Genomic DNA, 17,518 nt, shown 5'->3' with positions numbered 1-17,518 from the left:
GGCACTGAGCGAGCCCGCCCGGCTGGCGATCGTGGACCAGCTGCTGCTGGGCGACGCCTCGCCCGGCGAGATCGGACGCGAACTGGAGTTGCCCAGCAATCTGCTGGCCCACCACCTGAAGCTGGTGGAGCGCCGCCGCGTTCGACCACGCGTTCCGCGATCTCGCCGACCGGGTCGACCGGCTGGCCCCCGTCGGGCGCAACCCTGGAGATGACGATGACTGACGCCCAAGGGCAGCACCGCAAGGACTCTCCCGTGGGAGGCCGTGCCCGCGACGGCAGGCCCACGGTGTTGTTCCTGTGCGTGCACAACGCCGGCCGCAGCCAGATGGCGCTCGGGTTCTTCCACCACCTCGCCCAGGACCGCGCGGTCGCCCGGTCCGGCGGTTCCGAACCCGCCGACGAGGTCAGCCCCTCGGCTGTCGCCGCGATGGCCGAACGCGGCATCGACATCTCCCGCGAGTTCCCCAAGCCCTGGACCGAGGAGATCGTCCGCGCCGCCGACGTGGTCGTCACCATGGGCTGCGGTGACGCCTGCCCCGTGTTCCCCGGCAAACGCTACCTCGACTGGACCCTGGACGACCCGGCCGGCAAGAGCGTGGCCGATGTCCGGCCCGTCCGCGACGAGATCGAACGCCGCGTCCGCAGCCTGCTCGCCGAACTCGATGTCCCTGTCCGCGGATAACCGACCGACCACGAACGTGCCCGGCGGGCAGTGTCCATAAGGGACTCAGCGAAGGAAGGCGGTCAGCACGGGGGCGAGCTGTTCCGGCGGGGCGCCATGGTCCGCGCCAGGCAGGCTGTGCCGTTGGGCGTCGGGCAGCAGGTTGACGAGCGCCTGCACGGAATCCCGTTGCCAGGCGGGGCTGTTCTCGCCGTCGAGCACCAGGGTCGGGACGGTGATCTCGCCCGACCACTCCGAGGGAAGCGGCCTGCCCATCATGTTGGCCGCGACGGCGGCCCCGTCGTAGGCGACGGTCGGGGCGAGCGCGATCATGTGCGGCCACATCTCGCCGTCTCGCATCGGCGCGAGGAACTCGGCGGGCAGCCCGACTGCGACCGTCATGAAGTACTCGACGATCTCCTCGCGCTTCCCCGCCGCGGTGAGCTCCTGGAGGTGCGCGACGTAGTCGCCGGGCAGCGGCGGCCGGCTGTCGTCGACGATGAACGGCGGCTCGTACAGCGCGAGCTGGGTGATGCCGGGCAGTGCCCTGGCGGCCTCGATGGCGAGCGCGGCTCCCGAGGAGTGCGCGAACACGGCCGCGGCTCCACCGGCCTGCTCGATCAGGGCGGCGATGTCCTCGATCTCGCGCTCGACCGCGAAGGGCGCGGTGTCGCCGCTGTCGCCTCGGCCGCGCCGGTCGTAGTTGAGCACGGTGAAGTCGGCGGCGAGCAGGTCGGCGAGGGGGCGGGTGGCGCGCCGGTCGGTGAAGGCTCCGCCGACGATGAGCACGGCCGGGCCGTCGCCGAGCTGGTCGTACGCGAGGGTGGTGCCGTCCTTCGAGACTGCCTTCAACATGATGATCTCCTCGGTTGGGAACTGGACGGTACAGTACTGCACGAAGAACTAGACTGTCCAGTACTCTGGGGTCATGACCGTCGAGGAGGGCCGCTCGGCCCAGAAACGCACAGTGATCATGGCCGCCGCCACCGAGGCGTTCCTGCGCAACGGCTACCCGGGCACCTCGATGGACGAGGTCGCGACGCGGGCCGCCGTGTCCAAGCAGACCGTGTACAAGCACTTCTCCGACAAGAAGAGCCTGTTCGCCGCGATCGTGGCGGACACGGTCAGCATGGTCGACGAGCGGCTGGTCGCCGCGACCCGCGCGCTGCACGGCACCGACGATCCCGAGCGCGACCTGCGCGCGCTGGCCCGTCAGCTCGCGGACTCGATCCTCCAGCCCCACGTGATCCAGTTCCGCCGGATGCTCATCGCCGAGGCCGAGCGCTTCCCCGAGATGGGTCGCAGCTACTGGGACGAGGGCTTCGAACGCGGCCTGCGCACGCTCGGCGCCGGCTTGGCGGAACTGGCCAGGGCCGGGCACCTGACGGTCCCGGATCCATTGCTGGCCGCGCACCAGTTCGCCGGGCTGATCCTCTGGGTGCCGGTGAACCAGATGATGTTCTGCGGGGAGGACAGCAGGTTGGGCGCTGCGGACCTCGACCGGTATGCCGACCAGGCCGTCCGGGTCTTCCTGGCCGCGCATCGGCCGCGCGGCGACTCACTGCGGTAACTCCGTCGCGTCGGGCGCCAGCCGCGCCGCGCTTCGCCGCCGTTGCTCGCGCTGTCCAATCACGTTCCAACAGCCTTCCAACACGTCCCGATCAGACTCGCGGTCCTCGTCAGGAAGAAGCCGCTCGAGGAGGGAACCGTGTGACGAAGAGATTTCGCCTGGCGGCGGCACTGCTCGCCGCCGCCGCGCTGTTCGGGCCGACGGCGCCGGCATTTGCCACGCCACCGCCCACCCAGTGCCCCAGTCCGCCGGGCACCTGCCAGGGCAATCCGAAGCCACCGACCGAGCCGGACGACCCCGCGCCGCCCGCGCCGCCGGCCCCACCGGCTCCCAAGCCGACGGTCGACGGCTGGCAGGGGGTCGTGGACACCCTTGGCATCACCGAGAAGCCGGCGCCGTCCGGGCCGATGGACCCGGCGTTCACCCCGCCGGACCCCGTCAAGCCCTACCCGCCGACCAAGCAGGTCATCCGCGTGGTGATCATCGGCGACTCCTACATGTCCGGCGAGGGCGCCGGCGACTACCTGAACCTCAAGGGGGTGCTGGCAAAGGCGCTCACGCGCGACATCAACGGGAACTACGTGCTGCCGGCGGGCGCGAGCTGGGACGACTACATCCCCGACTTCAGCCACCGCTCCGTGCACGCCCCGGCTCTGCTCGCGCTCCAGGCGCTGCGCACGGCCAACCCGCAGGTGGTCATCGAGGTGAAGTTCGTGGCCGCGTCGGGCGCGGAGACCACCAACTACTGGATTCCGCAGAGCGACAACGGCCGCAACAACCCCGCGCAGCGCGACGCCGTCACGGCGGACGCCGACCTGGTGATCATGGGCTTCGGCGGCAACGACGCGAAGTTCGGGCCGCTCATCGAGAAGGCGCTGCGGTCGGACAACGTGCAGGACCTCAAGAACCTGATGGCCCAGTACGCGCCGTTGCTCGCCGCGCGCGCCGACGCCACGGAGTGGGCCGACGGACAGCCCGACATCGTCGGCAACGTCTACCGGCTGGCGCAGACCATCACCGGGCGGCTCACCCAGATCGCCCTGGACGTGCACACCAGGGCGCCCAACGCGAAGATCCTGATGGCGACCTATCCGCAGGGCCTGCGCCAGGACCTGACCCCGATCCAGTTCCACGGCTACATCGACAAGGAGGAAAGCAACGAGCTGTGGAAGCTGGCCGGCAACCTGGACGAGTCGATGAAGCGCGCCCAACGGTTGCTGGTCGCCCACGGGGTGCCGGCCAGCCTCGTGGACCTGTACGGCGCCTTCGACGGCCATGAGCTCGGCGTGCTGGACAACTACGTCAACGGGCTGGTCGTGTCGCTGTCCGATCTGGGCGCCAGGATGAGCACGTTCAACATGGTCCAGCAGTCCGGGCACCCCAACCGCGAGGGCACCGAAGCGATGGCCCGGCTCTACCTGCCGGTGATCTACCAGCTGTTGAAGGCGAAGTTCCCGACGCTGCGCTACCCGGGTTTCAACCTGCCCTTCGCCCGGCCGATGCAGCCCAACCAGCCGGGCATCAGGCCCGGATACATCACCAAGACGACCGCCAAGGTCGATGAGTACGGCGACGCGCTGATCCCCGTTCCGGCCGGCTCCCAGCCCGCCGGCGGCGGCAGTCATCCCGTGCCGCCGACGGGCCACTACCCGATGGGCCCCGGCGAGCCCTATGTGCCCTGGTTCGGCGACGGCGGCGACTACTCCGGAGGGCAACCCTGCGGCGGTTACGAGTACGACGGCGTGACCTGGTGGTGGCAGGACTGCTGAGTGCCTGGATTGCGCCCCAACGGATCTCGGCCCGGTTCGGTCGAGAACCGGGCCAAGAACCGTTGGGGCGAAGTCTTTCGGGCTGCCATGGTGCGGGCCCGATTGCCCAGACCCGACGGCCCGTGGCGCGGTCGGTCCGGGGAGCGTGACCGGTGTCGTTGTCTCGATGGGGTCACGTCCATGGTGGACCTGACGGACAAGGTAACCCTCCGGCGTGGAAGTCCGATTAACAGTGCACAGGAGGCCGACCGCTGCCACGTTTCCCTGTGTCGCTGCCGCGACGTCGCGGTTCGCCCCGCCATGTTCGGTGATGGTGTTGGGGTGTGCGATGAGCAGATCCACGAACCGGCCACCGTGGTGTTCGCGAGTGGTGGCGCGTGCGGACGCGCTGCGCGCCTCGGCGAAACTGGCCGCTCTCGGGCGCGGGATGACCTTCGGCGCCAACGGAAACGTCGAGCCGGGGACGTCCGACAGGCAGCGACGCTGGGTCGCCGGCTATCGCAACGTCGTGCACCACGCCGACAGTGCCGAGCGATGTGTCACGCACCGCTCCCCGTCGCTGCTGGGCTGGCTGCGGGGAAGCTCGGTCGAGACGGCCTTCGCGCACATCCACGAGGGCGAGGTGCAGCTGATCGAGTTGTTGCCCGAGGATCAGCTGACCGGACACCTGGCCGAGGTGCGGAGCACGGTGCAGGCCTACCTGCCGCCGGATGATCTCCGCCGGTTGGCGCTGGAGGACTGGGGATCGGCTGCCGGGACCACCGCCGCCACCAGCGTGCCGTGGTCGTCGCTGAGGGTGCGTCCTCGGCCCGCGAGAGTGGAGGACGAGCACCGCGAGTTGATCGCCACCACCCTGCGCGCGGCCTACCTGTACGGCGACACCGAACACGCCAGGGTGCGGAGCTTCCGCAACATTCTGCTCGGCGCCGCGCTCGCCATGGGCGTGCTGCTGATCGGGCTGGGTCTGGTCGGTTCGCGCTGGCCCGCGGCGGTGTCGCTCTGCGTTCCGCACGCGGGTGCCGCGTCGGGGTCGGGGCCGCAACTGATCTGCCCCACCAACGTCCGTTACGGATTGGGCAACGGTCCCAGCGGAGGAGACGTGTTTCTGGTCGAGCTGATGGGGCTCGTCGGGGCGGCGCTGGCCGGGGTCCGGGCAATCTCGGCGAGCCGGAAGGTCGAGTCCTCGTATTCGCTCGCGGTGGCTCAGGCGACGCTGAAGGCGACCGCGGGCGCGACGACGGCCGTGATCGGCGTCCTGCTGCTGAGTTCCGGCATCGTCTCGAGCATCGGCCAGCTACAGAGCCAGGCCGCGATCCTCACCTATGCCGTGATCTTCGGCTACGCCCAGCAGTTGCTCACCGGCCTCATCGACCAGCGCGCCGACGCCGTCCTGCAAGCCGCATCTCCCGCCAGCCCGGCGAAGGCGTCGACGCCGCAGGCTCCGAGCGGACGTGGTTGAGCCTGACCTCGCCCTGGAGGCTTTTGGGGCGAGGTCAGCTGGTTTGCTCGCCGGTCGGCCGGCTACGGACTGAGGTGCGCAGGCCAGGCCGTGTCGTCGGCGGCCAGCCATGGCTCGTTCGCTGAGGCGGTGGGGGTTGCCCCGGTGAACGCGCGGACGTCGTGGTGCAGGTGGGACTGGTCGACGTAGCCGCCGTCCGCGGCGACCTGTGCCGGGGCGTGTCCGTCAGCCAGCCGATGGATGGCGTGGTCGAAGCGGACCAGCATGGCGGCGCGTTTGGGCGTCAGTCCGATCTGCGCGCCGAAGCGCGACCACAGGCGCTGGCGGCTCCACCCCGCTCCGGCGGCGAGGTCGCCGATGCGGATTTGGCCCCGGCTCGCCACGATTTGCCGCCAGGCCAAAGCCACCTCAGGGTCGACCGCCGGGCCCGCCAGGAGTCGGCTGGACAGCTCCGCGTCGACCAATGCGAAGCGTTCCGGCCAGGTTTGCGCGTGGTGCAGCCGCTCGCGCAGGCGCGCGACATCGCGGCCCCACAGGTCGTCGAGCGCGACGACGCTCCCGCCCAACTCCACCGAAGGGACCCCGAGCACGGCGTGCGCGGCAACCGGGGACAGCCGGATCTGCACGCACTCGACGGCCTCGGCGCGCACCTGGAACGCGCCGAAGGCGAGCCCGGCGGCCAGGCTTCCCGACCGCATCCGGCCCGCCTCGCCGTGCACGTCGAACGAGCGGTCGCCGAACTCGACGGCGATGGTCACGGCCGGGTGGGGGATGGCCAGCAGCTCGATCGGGCTGTCGCCGCGAATGCGGAACCCCGCCATGTCGACGCCACGCGGCGCGGCCGTCCGCGACGGTCGCGCGATCTCCCAGGCTGCGGTGGGGTTTGCCGTTCGGCGAACTGCTCGCACGCCGTGACTGTACGAGCGGCTCTGCGGCGGGGCCAAGTCCACGCGGGCTCCGACATTTCTCCAAGACGCGTCGCGGTGGCCGCAGGGAGGGTGGTGGCGTCGCGGACCGACCGATGGAGGAGCCATGGACGAGACGACTGTCGCGCAACGCCACCACATCCGAGGCCGCGGCGGCGCGGCGCCGGGTGCCCCGAAGGGATGGCGGGCGTGGGGCCGACGGCGGCGGATCACGGTGGTGACCGTCGGCGTGCTGGCCGCCCTGCTCGCGGGGAACACGGTGTCCGTGCTCGCGCAGACGGCCGAGGCCTCCGGCGGGCAGATCGTGCGCCTGCCCGGCGGTGACATCCACGTCGTGCAGGACGGCCCGCCCGACGCGCCAACGGTGGTACTCCTGCACGGCCTCGCCGGCTCGACGGCATGGTGGGACCCGGTGCTGCCGGCATTGCGGGACCGGCACGTGGTGCGGGTGGACCTGCTCGGGCACGGTGGATCGGCCAAACCTGCTGGTGGCTACGGGATCGCGGAGCAGGCGCGCCGGGTCGGGGCGGTGCTCGACCAGCTCGGGGTGCGCCGCGCGACTGTCGTCGGGCACTCCACCGGCGGCACGGTCGCCACATCGCTGGCCGAGCAGCGGCGGGATCTGGTGGCGGCCATCGTGGTCATCGACACCGGCCCCCGGGTGGACGCGTTCGTCGGTGACAGCTTCGTCGGCCACCTGGTGACCGTGCCGGTGGTGGGGCAGCTGATCTGGCGACTGCGCAGCGACACCACGATCCGCGGCGCGCTGGACACCGCGTTCACCCGCGAAGTGCGAGTCCCCGACCAGATCATCGCCGACATCCGGGGCATGACCTACCGCAGCCTCACCGAGACCGACCAGGCCTCCGACGCGTTCATGAGGGAGCGGCCCGTGCCCGACCGGCTCGCCGACCTCGGCCTGCCGACCCTGGTGATCTTCGGCGCCCAGGACCGGCGTTGGCAGCCGGCCTCCGCCCAGGACTACCGCCGAGTTCCCTCGGCCCGGATCGAGATCCTCGACGGCGTCGGCCACACACCGATGTTCGAGGCCCCCGACAGGACCGGTGCGCTCCTGCACGGCTTCGTCGTCGGCATCGCGCCTCGCTGACCCGGTGACGGCGCCCGGGTTTCGGCCGGCGGTCGGGGTGGCGTGCCACGCGCGCCACCCCGACCCTGTCCGGTGCGGATTCTTCCTAGTGTTGGTTGGTGGCGGACGTGTAGCTGACCACGCAACCGCCGGCGCCGTTGTTGAAGTTGTTGCTCCACAGGGACTGCACGGCGAAGGACGCGCCGTTGAGGTTCACGATCGCCGAGGCGCCCTGGCCGCTGGAGATCCACGCGCACTTGTCGCCGTTCTCGGCGCCCCTGCTGTCCACCCAGGCCAGCTGGGTGCTGGGCCACTGGTCGGTGACCGTCTCGGCGTACTCGTGGCCGCCCACGATCGTGACGCCCTCGGTGGCGGAGTTGACCCCGGAACCGCCCGTGGCCACGAAGCCCGCGCCGCAGCTGGCGGCCGCGTCGGGCATGTAGGGCATGTTCGTGTAGGCGATCGTGCCGCCCGAGGCGACCGTGGAGTCGTGCCACGCGCAGTAGGTTCCGCCCGCGCCAGCCGCGAAGCCCTGCGGGATCACGCCGTGCGGTGAGTCCACAATGTACTGAACACCGTTGGAATAGTCGCCGAAGTGCGCGGCGGCCCGCTGCGCCTCGGCGGTGATGTCGGCGCTGGAGGGCGTGGCCGGAGTGGTCACGGTGTTGTCCACCCAGCTACCGGCAAGCGGCGAGCTGGACGGGTGGCCGACGTGCGTGCCCGAGGTGCCGCACTGCGTGGTGCCCGTGGCGACGCCCTCGCAGTACTGCGTGGTCGAGTTGCTCCAGGCGTCCCCGGCGCCGTACAGGTGCTGGAAGAACGACGTCTGCACGGATGCCACGCCGGAGGGGTCCTGCGTGGGCAGCCCGCCGCCGCCTGCCGAGCCCCACTGCGAGCCCCAGTAGACGATGTAGACCTTCGGGGCCACCGAGACCTGGCCGCCGTGGTAGCTCAGGTTGGTGGTTCGACGGGTCGGGGCGGCGGTCGTGGCGTGGCCGTCGCGGATCGCCATCCCGTGGCTGACCGTCTCTGGCTGCGCGGCGGTCGCGGTCTGCGTGGCGCCCATTCCCGCCAATACGGTCAACGCGCCCATGGTGGCGAGTATGCGGCTCCAGTACTTTCCGTCCATTTCACACTCCTTGCAGGGGAGAGGTAAAACGAGCCCGAACGTTAATCATGGAACTCGGGTCGGGCAAGGAGGTTTCTCGATTCCGAAGGCGTTGCCAGTTGACGCGCCAGTGACCGTCGATGGTCGTGTCTTAGCTGCTGGGACGGCGCATGCGGGCTCATGACTTCGGCGGAGGGAAAGCGGCTGCAATATCTGTCGTGACTTCAGGTAAAAAGTGGCGTCGCGCCGCGGGTGAGACTGGTAACCGTTTCGAAACAATCGAGGAGGAAATACCGCGAACCGGTGGATCGATGGGTCGGCCGACCGGGTGTGGCGGGTCCGGTCGGCCGGCCGCATCTCCGCTCGCCGCGCGCGAGCGGGTGGGTGGTTCGTCGGCTCAGCGGCGAGTCGGCTCAGCAGTGAGTGGGCTCAGCAGTGGTAGGCGATGAACGTGGAGTTGTTGGCCTTGTTGCTGGTCACGCCGACCGCCCAGACGCCGTCGCCTGGCACGGCGGTCACGCCGGCGAAACCGTTCGATCCGTTGCCGGGGTTGGGGGTCGTGTCGATGGACCACTGCCCGTTGACGCCGTGCAGGACCTCGCTGAGGTACACGCCGGTGTTCGGGTCGACCGACCATCCTGCGGCGTAGGTGGATCCGTCTGCCGCAGTCGTGGTGGCGTACAGGTTGTTCTCACCCGTGGCGTTCGGGGTGTTCTGCAATGCCAGGCCGTTCGGCGCGCCGGCGGCCGCGAGCGTGGTGAACGGCGCGGTGCCGCTGGCCCGGTTGCCGACGACGGTCAGCGCGGTGTCCGAACCGGTGACACCGTAGGCGATCAGGCTCTCGGAGCTGTCCGCCGGCGAGGCGAGCACCGACCACGTCGAGCCGTTCCAGTGCTCGATCAGGGCCCTGTCGGGGAATCCGGACCCGGATCGCTCGCCGACGGCGTACACGCTGGTGCCGGACACGGCTTTCACGCCGAACAACAGGTTCCCGCCCGCGTCCGGGTCGGCGGAGGGCACGACCGACCAGACGGTGCCGTCCCAGTGTTCGGTGAGGGTGTGCCAGGTGCCGGCGGAGTCCGTCTGCTGCCCGACGGCCCACACGTCGGTGTCGGAGATCGCGGCGACGCCGTAGAGGAGGTTGCGTTGCGCGCCGGGATTGGGGCTGGGCACGACCGACCAGGCGTTGCCGTCCCAGTGCTCGATCAACGTCTGGTCGACGTAGTTCGCGTTGGTGTAGTAGCCGACCGCCCAGGTGTGCCCGGACGGCAGCTCAGAGACGCCGTACAGCGTGTTCTGGTTGGCGCCGACGTCGGGGAGCGCGTACTCGGTCCACCTGGTGCCGTCCCAGTGTTGCGCCATGGTCGCGAACACGGCCGGATTGGTTGCGGCGTAGTAGTTGCCGACGGCCCAGGCGTCGGTTGCGGACGCGGCCGACACGGCGTCGAGGTTGTTGTCCAGGTTGCCGACGCTGGGGCTTGGCACCCGGTTCCAGCCGCCGGCACAGGTCAGCGACGCCGCGGTGCCCCTGGCAATCACGCTCGCGGGCGAGACGGAGTTGGTGCCGTTGGGCGGAGTGACGTAGGGCGGCGGCAGGGTTGGGGTGGTGGTCGAGCCGGTGATCTGGAACAGCGGTGTCATCGGTGTCGCACCGCAACTGTTGAGCAGGCAGCCGAGCCCGAAGGTCTGTTGCAGGCTGGCGAGCAGGTTGTAGTGGTTGTAGGAGGTGTTGTCCTTCACGCCGCGGGGGCCGTGGTTGGCGACCACGATGTTCGCGGTCTTGCTGGTCGCGGAACTGCCTTCGTCAAAGGTGATCACGATCGCGGTGTTGCCGGTCGACCACACCGACGAGGCGGTGATCTGGTTGACGGTCTGGCCGACGAACGCGTCGCCGGTCGCGGTCAACCAGGTGTCCTCGATGCTCTTGCCGTTCCCGGAGTCCACGCAGTACGGCGGAGCGCCGTGCATGTCGTGACACATGTCCGGCACGATGTAGCTGAGGTTGGGCGACCGGCCCGCGGCCAGGTCGGTGGACAGCTGGGCGATCGGCGTCATCTTCGCCAGTTCGCCCGGTGTCTGGAGATTCGCGAAGTTCACGATGCCGTTGTGCTTGGAGGCGTACAGCGGGTCGCTGTCGGGGATGCCGATGCACTTCTCCGGGTAGCAGAAGCCCTTGTAGCCCGCGTAGGGCAGGCCGCCGAGATAGCCCTTCCAGCTCTTGCCGGCGGCCTCCAGCTGCGACATCAGGTTCGCGGCGTTCTGCGTGTGGCCGGGCCAGAAGTACGGGTTGTCGTCGGAGAGGCCGAAGGTGCTGCCGCCGAGCATGCCAACGTAGTTGGGCTCGCTCGGGTCGCCGACGCCGGTGTAGTTGGTGGCCAGCCCGTAGTCGTTGGCGAGGGCGTTGAGCTCCGGGGCGGCGGGGTTGCCGATGATGCTGCTGAGCGTCTGGTTCTCCATCATGATCGTGAACACGTGGTCGTACCCGGGGAACGTCGACGCGCTCGCCGAGCCGCCGGGGAGCGCGAGAACCGAAGCGGCCACCAGGGACAAAGCGGCGACAGCGTGTCGTAGGACGCGTTTCATCTGACCTCCACAATGCGACACTGGATCGGTCGGAGGAAAAGGATGCGAAACCGTCTGCCCGACGCCTTCGCAAACCCTCCGCATCCTGTGCCGCGACACCGTGGCCGGCTACTGGTGACGCGCGAACAATCGATGAACGAGGCGCGGCTCGACCGGTCGCTACCGGTGTTCAGTACACGCGGGTAAGGGAATTTCGCCGTGTGCCGATTGCCGCGACCGTATTCGCAACATTCCTGCCGGACTGGCCGGATAGGACGCGACTGGCCCTTCCCCGGCGTCGGGAAAGGGCCAGTCGGTTCGGCTTGGCCTAGTGGTCCAGGGCCAGCAGCATCGCTGCGGACCAGCTGAACCCTCGGGAGTTCAGCGCGGCCCCGGTGGTGGGGTTGTAGTTCTCCATCAGCGGGCCGTTGCCCATCATTCCGGACGCGGTCGAGCGCAGCTGGGTGGCGAGTGCGGTCGCGTCGTTGCCGAACCCGTACCGCTTCAGGCCTTCCAGGGCGAAATACGCCTGGTCCATCCAGACGGCGCCGCGCCAGTAGCCGGTCGGCTGGAAGTAGGGCGAACTGGCAGAGGTCGTCGGGAACGGCACCGGTGTGGCGAATTCGGTTGCCGACACCGACTTCGAGCGCACCGCGGCCGCCTGGGGCGGGGTCGCGACGCCTGCCCACAGGGGGACCGCGCCCTCGATCCCCCTACCGCGCGCCGTCAGCGGTTGGCCGGTGCCCAGCGCGGTGTCGTAGAACCAGCCGCTGGCCGGGTCGAACATCGTCTGCTGGATGGCCGCGGTGCTGGTCGCGGCCGAGGCGCGGTAGGTCGCCGCGGCCGAGTGGTCGCCGAGCCGGTCGGCCATCAGCGCGAGCGTTTGCTTCTCCGCCACGAGGTAGGAGTTGAGGTCGACGGACTCCTGGTTCAGCGAGTAGCCGACCACCGCCCCGGACGCCGAGGTGTTGTCGACCACCGTCGCGCCGAGGGTCGCATCGAAGCGTGGCGCGTTGTCCATTCCGCTCTCCCACGCCGCGGCCTGACGCTTGTCCTCGGCCGTCACGTTGCTCGGGTCGACGGTCGCGCCGTACTCGGCGAGGCCGTTCCCGTCGTGGTCCCGATTGCGGTACCACCACGCGTTGTACGCGGCCAGCTTCGGGTACAGCTCGCGCAGGAAACCGATGTCGCCGTTGCGCTGGTAGATCGACCAGACCGCCCACGCCGCCAGCGGCGGCTTGGAGTTGCGCTCGTTCCAGTTCCCGCCACCGTGCGCCACGTCGTTGTAGAAGACGCAGTCCGGGATCATCCCGGCGTCCTGCGGACGGTCCGCCGACGCCGCCGTCACCTGGTAGTCGAACATCGACCGGACCTGCGCCTCGGCCAGCGCCGGATCGAAGATCGCGGTGCCGACCGCCTGCTTCCAGGTGTCCCAGGCCCACAGGCCGTTGAACCACTTGTTGGAGATCGACGGTGTGATGCCGTCGTGCTTGAGTGCCCCGGCCGCGCTGCGCCAGTTGGTGACGAGGGTTTCGACCGACTTCACCGCGAGCCGCTGCCGGGAGACCGGGACGCCGCGCGTCGCCGAGGCCACGTACCCGAACCAGCGCGCCTCGTCGGCCGCGACCGTCAGCCACGGCTGCGCCAGCGCCCGGGCCACCACCGGCTGCTCGGTGGCGGCCTCGGCCGGGGTGAAGGTGTAGGACTCGGCCCAGGTCAGGGTTTGCCGGCCGTGCGGGCTCAGCTCGACCGGGGCGTTCAGGCTCGTCGCGTACGAGTCGCCGGAGACGGTGGTCGTCACCGGCTCGGCGTGCGTCACCTGGAAACGTTCGGTGCCATCGGTGAGGTAGTTCCACGTCTCCCGGACCTTGGCGAAGCCGACCGCGACACCCTGCGGCGTGGCCGACAGCGACGGCGCGCTCCGCATCGGCTCGGCGTCGGGCCGCAGCAGCGCGCCGCTCCAGCCGACACCGAGCGAGCGACGCCTGTTCCCGGTGTTCTCCACCGAGGACTGGACCAGCGCGGTTCGGTTGCTGGCGTAGCGCAGCTCCATGGTGACCCGCAGGCCGTTGAGGTCGAAGCTCTGGCGCAGCAGGCCCGGCAGCGAGGTGAGGACCGGATTCCGCGCCGCGGCGAGGTCGAGCGGCTGGCCGCCCTCGCTGAGGTTCAGGCGGCTGAATCCCTTGCTCAGCCACCACGGATATTCCTGCGCGACATAGAGAGGCCCGGTGAAGGCGCCGTAGGAGGAGCTGTCGCCGGCCTTCGGCAGCGCGTAGGCGTGCCACGCGCCTCGGTCGGCGAAGACGTTGATGTCGCTGACGTCCGTGCCCTGCACCGCGGGCTGCGCCGACGTCGGCGTGCCCCGCAGGTCGAGTATGTCGGCGAACGAGGTGAGTGGGTGCGGGGGAGCGGCGGCCGAGGCCGCCCCCGCCGGAAGCGCAAGACCCAGGCCGAGAGTCACCACGGCCAGGATTCGCAGGGAACGAAGCATGATCAGCTCTCCGGGGGAGGAGGGGAGGGAAACGGGGGTAGAGGGAGCGGGACGGGGGACTGGGCGGGGCGAAGGGGTGGGCGGGGACGAGGGTCAGGCAGGGATCCTGAGGACGGCGGCACCGAGGGCGGGGAGGCGGAGTGTCGTGTCGATTGTGTTGTCGGACAACAGGTCGACCGCGCCGGGCGGCAGCGAGGCGAGGTCGACGGAGTCGTGGTTTTGGTTGAGCAGGAAGAGATAGGCGGCGTCGGGGCCGGTCCGCCGCGTGACCTCGACGCCGGCCGGCACCGCCAGCACGGGTTCGATCCCGGCCGCGCCAAGTGCTTCCGCGAGGACGACGTCGATGCCGGCGCCGAGCTGGCAGCTCACGTACCAGGCCTCGCCGGAACCGTGCGCGTTCCTGGTGATCGCCGGACGTCCGGCGAGCGGACCCGAGCCCGCGTACCAGCCGGTCGTCGTCGCGGTCGTCGCGTCCAGCCACTCGCTCCACACCGTCGCGGCGGTCGTGTTGTCCGCGACCAGGACCGGAACCGCATCGCCGTCGGCGACCGGCCAGAACTCGTCCACCACGACGCCGAGCACCTCCCGCAGCGGTCCGGGATAGCCGCCGCCGCTGCCGTCCGTGCTCTGATGGATGTGGTCGAGCTCGTCGACGATCCCGCTGAAGAAGCCGCAGACCAGGCGTCCGCCGCCGGCCACATAGGAGGTCAGCCACTCGGCGGTCGGCACGCTCACCGAGTACAGGTTCGGGCACAGCACCAGCCGGTAGTCCTCGAGCGGCGCGCCCGGCGGCACGAAGTCGACGGCCACGTTCCGCGCGTGCAGCGCGGAGTACCACCCGAGCACCTGCTCCTTGAGTTTCACCCGCGCCGACGGGTGGTCCGCCATCTCCAGCGCCCACCACGAGTTCCAGTCAAGGACCACGGCGACCGACGCCGAGGACCGGCTCCCGGCGACCTCGGCCAACCGCCGCAGCTCGGCCCCGAAGCGGACCGTCTCCCGCCACCCTCTGGTGGCGGTCCCGCCGTGCGGAAGCAGGGCGCTGTGGAACTTCTCGGCGCCGGCCCGCGACGCCCGCCACTGGAAGTACATGACGCCGTCGGCCCCGTGCGCGACCGTCTGCAACGACCACAACCGGTGCAGTCCAGGAGGTTTGGGCACGTTCACCGTCCGCCAGCTCACCGCAGAGGGTGCCTGCTCCATCAGCAGCCACGGGCGGCCGCCGCCGAGCGACCGCATCAGGTCGTAGTTCATCGCGGCCAGCACGTGGTCCGAGGCGCCCGAGGGGTCCGGGTAGGCGTCGTCCGACACCAGGTCCTCGTGCGCGGCCCACGTCCAGTAGTCCAGGGCCTTGAACATCGACATGAAGTTGGTGGTCACCGGGATCTGCGGCGAGAGCTCCCTGAGCACCTCCCGCTCGTCGAGGAAGCAGGCGAGCAACGCGTCCGAGCAGAACCGCCGCCAGTCAAGCACCTGGCCGGGGTTGACCGGTCCCGGCGCGGTGCGCGGCGGCTCGACCTGGTCGAACGAGGAGTACCGCTGGGCCCAGAACTCGGTGCCCCAGGCGAAGTTCAGCCGCTCGATGTCGTCCGCGTAGCGCTTAAGCAGCCAACGCCGGAAGTCGCTGGCCGACTCGGCGCAGAAGCACTCGGTCACGTGGTCGCCGTACTCGTTGTGGATGTGCCACAACGCCAACGCCGGATGCGAGCCGTACCGCTGCGCGAGGGCCCGCGCCAGCCGCGTCGCCGCGGCGCGGAAGATCGGCGATGACGGGCAGTAGTGCTGCCGGGAGCCGAACTCCAGCCGCACGCCGTCCGCGGTCACCGGCAGCACCTCGGGGTACTTGCGCACCAGCCAGGCAGGCGGCGACGCCGACGCGGTGGCCAGGTCGACCGCGATCCCGTTCGCGTGGAACAGATCCAGCAGCCGGTCCAGCCAGCCGAAGTCCCACTCGTCCTCCGAGGGCTGCACCCTGGCCCACGAGAATACCCCGAGCGTCACCATGGTGACGCCGGCCTCCCGCATGAGCTTCGCGTCCTGCTCCCACACCGATTCCGGCCACTGCTCGGCGTTGTAGTCGGCCCCGTACAGCAGCCCTTCGACCCGCGTGATCATCCCTTGACCGCACCTCCCAACAGACCCGACACGAACTGCTTCTGGAACAGGAAGAAGATGACCATCAGCGGCAGCGTCGCGAGGAACGAGCCGAGGATCAGCCCGGCGTAGTCCACGTGCGTCCCGCCGACCAGCGTGTAGAGGGCGACCGGTGCGGTGTACTTGTCCTCGGAGTTCAGCATCAGCAGCGGCCACAGGAAGGCGTTCCACTGGCTCATGAAGGTGAAGATCGCCAGTGCGCCGAGTTGCGGTCGCACCGAGGGCAGCACGATCCGGTAGAAGGTCCGAAGGTCGCCGGCCCCGTCGATCCGCGCCGACTCGATCAGCTCGTTCGGGAAGGCCAGGAACGTCTGGCGCATCAGGAAGATGCCGAAGGAGTTGGCCAGGAACGGCAGGATCACCGCCTGGTAGCTGTCCACCCAGCCGAGGCTCGCCATCATCTGGAACAGCGGGACGAGCAGCACCTGGAACGGCACCATCATGGTCGCCAGCACCAGACCGAGCAGCAGCCCCCGACCTCGGAACCGGTACTTGGCCAGGCCGTAGCCGCACATCGCCGAGATCAGCCCGCTGCCGAGCGTGTAGACCACCGCGATCCCGAGGCTGTTCAGCATCACCCTGCTGAAGCCGATCGAGTCCTCCAGCGCGACGAGGTTGCGCAGGAGGTTCCCGCCTGGCAGGAACGGCGGCGGCGAGTGGAACAGCTCGGAGTTGCTGTGCGTTGCGGCGACGATCATCCAGTAGAACGGCACGACGCTGACCACCGCGCCGGCCGCCAGCACCAGCACGACGAGCGCACGACCGAGCCGGCGCGGGCTTGCGGCGGCGTTCATCGCTTCTCCCTTTCAGCGTTGCCGAAGAACCGGAACTGTAGGAACGACAGCACTCCGATGATCAGGACCACCGCCCAGGCGATCGCCGAGGCGTAGCCGAAGTCCAGCTGGTCGAATCCGATCTTGTACAGGTAGAGCACCGGCGTCATGGTTGCGTTGTCCGGCCCGCCCCTGGTCAGCACGAGGTTCTCGTCGAACAGCTGGAGCGTGCCGATGGTGGACGTGACGGAGCAGAACAGGATGACCGGCCGCAGTTGGGGCGCCACGATCGTGGCGAAGGTCCGGATCGGCCCGGCCCCGTCGATCGACGCGGCCTCGTACTGTTCCTTCGGAATGGCCTGGAGCCCGGCGAGCAGGATCACCGCGTTGTAGCCGGTCCACCGCCAGGTGATCGAGGCGATCAGCGAGACCCGCGCCCACACCGGGTTGTTCAGCCAGTCCACCGGTTGCGCGCCGAGCCAACCGAGCACCTGGTTGACCATGCCGCCATCCGTCTTGAGTAGCACCTTGAAGACCATGGCGTAGGCCACGAGCATCGTCACCGACGGCAGGAAGTAGGCGATGCGCCAGGACGAGCGGAACCGCAGCCAGGACTGGTTCAGGATGCCGGCCAGCACCAGGGCCAGCACGATCATCAGCGGGACCTGGATCACCAGCAGCAGCCCGGTGTTCCCGAGCGACTTCCAGAACACCGGGTCGTGCAGCATCCGTTGGTACTGCTCGAATCCGACCCAGGTCGGCACGCCGGCCCGGTCGGCGGTGAAGCTCTGGTAGAGGCTGGCGCCAAGCGGGTAGGCGAAGAAGAACACGAACAGCGCGGCGGCCGGGCCGGCGAAGGCCCAGTGCGTGATCCGGACCCGGGGCCGCGCGCGCCGGAGCGCGGCCTCAGGCGCGGCCACCGATGGTGACGACGTGAGTGAATCCGTTGACATCGG

The 17,518-nt window shown here is 69.7% G+C and carries 13 protein-coding genes; 5 read left to right on the top strand and 8 right to left on the bottom strand.

Features of this window, described 5'->3' with window-relative positions; translation table 11 throughout:
• The first annotated feature begins 216 nt into the window (after positions 1–216).
• On the top strand, positions 217–684 hold the full coding sequence (locus tag F0L68_RS17045) for an arsenate reductase ArsC (protein ID WP_223198859.1): 468 nt from the start codon (positions 217–219) through the stop codon (positions 682–684).
• A 45-nt stretch (positions 685–729) separates the two neighbouring features.
• On the opposite strand, the gene F0L68_RS17040 is transcribed toward F0L68_RS17045, so the two are convergent.
• Positions 730–1,518, bottom strand: a complete 789-nt coding sequence (locus F0L68_RS17040; protein WP_149850562.1) for an alpha/beta fold hydrolase — start codon at positions 1,516–1,518, stop codon at positions 730–732.
• Between the two features lie 73 nt (positions 1,519–1,591).
• Here F0L68_RS17040 and F0L68_RS17035 point away from each other — a divergent pair, with 73 nt between their 5' ends.
• The 3 genes from F0L68_RS17035 to F0L68_RS17025 all read left to right on the top strand — a co-directional run bounded on the left by F0L68_RS17035 (position 1,592) and on the right by F0L68_RS17025 (position 5,461).
• Positions 1,592–2,233 carry a TetR/AcrR family transcriptional regulator gene (locus F0L68_RS17035; RefSeq protein ID WP_149850561.1) on the top strand — a complete coding sequence of 214 codons (642 nt, stop codon included), beginning with the start codon at positions 1,592–1,594 and terminating at the stop codon, positions 2,231–2,233.
• Positions 2,234–2,373: 140 nt separating this feature from the next.
• Positions 2,374–4,002: an SGNH/GDSL hydrolase family protein gene (locus F0L68_RS17030; protein ID WP_149850560.1), complete on the top strand. Its 1,629-nt coding sequence runs from the start codon at positions 2,374–2,376 to the stop codon at positions 4,000–4,002.
• 367 nt (positions 4,003–4,369) lie between these two features.
• Positions 4,370–5,461, top strand: coding sequence for a hypothetical protein (locus tag F0L68_RS17025; protein ID WP_149850559.1), 1,092 nt, complete (start codon positions 4,370–4,372; stop codon positions 5,459–5,461).
• 62 nt (positions 5,462–5,523) lie between these two features.
• Here the strand turns inward: F0L68_RS17025 and F0L68_RS17020 are convergent, their stop codons facing one another.
• Entirely contained in the window at positions 5,524–6,369 is an 846-nt protein-coding gene (locus tag F0L68_RS17020) for a helix-turn-helix domain-containing protein (RefSeq protein ID WP_223198858.1), read from the bottom strand.
• Between the two features lie 124 nt (positions 6,370–6,493).
• Between F0L68_RS17020 and F0L68_RS17015 the strand changes: the two genes are divergently transcribed.
• Positions 6,494–7,495 carry an alpha/beta fold hydrolase gene (locus F0L68_RS17015; protein ID WP_149850558.1) on the top strand — a complete coding sequence of 334 codons (1,002 nt, stop codon included), beginning with the start codon at positions 6,494–6,496 and terminating at the stop codon, positions 7,493–7,495.
• 85 nt (positions 7,496–7,580) lie between these two features.
• Here F0L68_RS17015 and F0L68_RS17010 read toward each other — a convergent pair whose 3' ends face one another.
• The 6 genes from F0L68_RS17010 to F0L68_RS16985 form a co-directional block, all read right to left on the bottom strand.
• Entirely contained in the window at positions 7,581–8,603 is a 1,023-nt protein-coding gene (locus F0L68_RS17010) for a hypothetical protein (RefSeq protein WP_149850557.1), read from the bottom strand.
• Between the two features lie 408 nt (positions 8,604–9,011).
• A complete protein-coding gene (locus tag F0L68_RS17005) occupies positions 9,012–11,165 on the bottom strand; it encodes an alkaline phosphatase family protein (RefSeq protein WP_188316618.1) in 2,154 nt (717 codons plus the stop codon).
• Between the two features lie 307 nt (positions 11,166–11,472).
• Positions 11,473–13,635 carry an MGH1-like glycoside hydrolase domain-containing protein gene (locus tag F0L68_RS17000; RefSeq protein WP_149850555.1) on the bottom strand — a complete coding sequence of 721 codons (2,163 nt, stop codon included), beginning with the start codon at positions 13,633–13,635 and terminating at the stop codon, positions 11,473–11,475.
• A gap of 93 nt (positions 13,636–13,728) precedes the next feature.
• The gene (locus tag F0L68_RS16995) at positions 13,729–15,750 is read right to left on the bottom strand and encodes a beta-galactosidase (RefSeq protein ID WP_149850554.1); all 2,022 of its coding nucleotides are present in this window, start codon (positions 15,748–15,750) and stop codon (positions 13,729–13,731) included.
• Positions 15,747–16,583: a carbohydrate ABC transporter permease gene (locus F0L68_RS16990; protein WP_149850553.1), complete on the bottom strand. Its 837-nt coding sequence runs from the start codon at positions 16,581–16,583 to the stop codon at positions 15,747–15,749. Before F0L68_RS16990 ends, F0L68_RS16995 begins: the two co-directional genes overlap by 4 nt.
• Positions 16,580–17,482: a carbohydrate ABC transporter permease gene (locus F0L68_RS16985; RefSeq protein ID WP_223198857.1), complete on the bottom strand. Its 903-nt coding sequence runs from the start codon at positions 17,480–17,482 to the stop codon at positions 16,580–16,582. The genes F0L68_RS16990 and F0L68_RS16985 overlap by 4 nt, the downstream gene beginning before the upstream one ends.
• Between the last annotated feature and the right edge of the window lie 36 nt (positions 17,483–17,518).

Source organism: Solihabitans fulvus (assembly GCF_008386585.1).
GTDB classification, from domain to species: domain Bacteria; phylum Actinomycetota; class Actinomycetes; order Mycobacteriales; family Pseudonocardiaceae; genus Solihabitans; species Solihabitans fulvus.
This window is presented reverse-complemented; position numbering and strand designations above follow the sequence as displayed.

What these genes read in the sequence shown, in the direction of transcription:
- F0L68_RS17045 (WP_223198859.1), top strand. Translation starts at nt 217, where the DNA reads ATGACTGACGCCCAAGGGCAGCACCGCAAGGACTCTCCCGTGGGAGGC.
- F0L68_RS17040 (WP_149850562.1), bottom strand. Translation starts at nt 1,518, where the DNA reads ATGTTGAAGGCAGTCTCGAAGGACGGCACCACCCTCGCGTACGACCAG.
- F0L68_RS17035 (WP_149850561.1), top strand. Translation starts at nt 1,592, where the DNA reads ATGACCGTCGAGGAGGGCCGCTCGGCCCAGAAACGCACAGTGATCATG.
- F0L68_RS17015 (WP_149850558.1), top strand. Translation starts at nt 6,494, where the DNA reads ATGGACGAGACGACTGTCGCGCAACGCCACCACATCCGAGGCCGCGGC.
- F0L68_RS17010 (WP_149850557.1), bottom strand. Translation starts at nt 8,603, where the DNA reads ATGGACGGAAAGTACTGGAGCCGCATACTCGCCACCATGGGCGCGTTG.
- F0L68_RS17005 (WP_188316618.1), bottom strand. Translation starts at nt 11,165, where the DNA reads ATGAAACGCGTCCTACGACACGCTGTCGCCGCTTTGTCCCTGGTGGCC.
- F0L68_RS17000 (WP_149850555.1), bottom strand. Translation starts at nt 13,635, where the DNA reads ATGCTTCGTTCCCTGCGAATCCTGGCCGTGGTGACTCTCGGCCTGGGT.
- F0L68_RS16995 (WP_149850554.1), bottom strand. Translation starts at nt 15,750, where the DNA reads ATGATCACGCGGGTCGAAGGGCTGCTGTACGGGGCCGACTACAACGCC.
- F0L68_RS16990 (WP_149850553.1), bottom strand. Translation starts at nt 16,583, where the DNA reads ATGAACGCCGCCGCAAGCCCGCGCCGGCTCGGTCGTGCGCTCGTCGTG.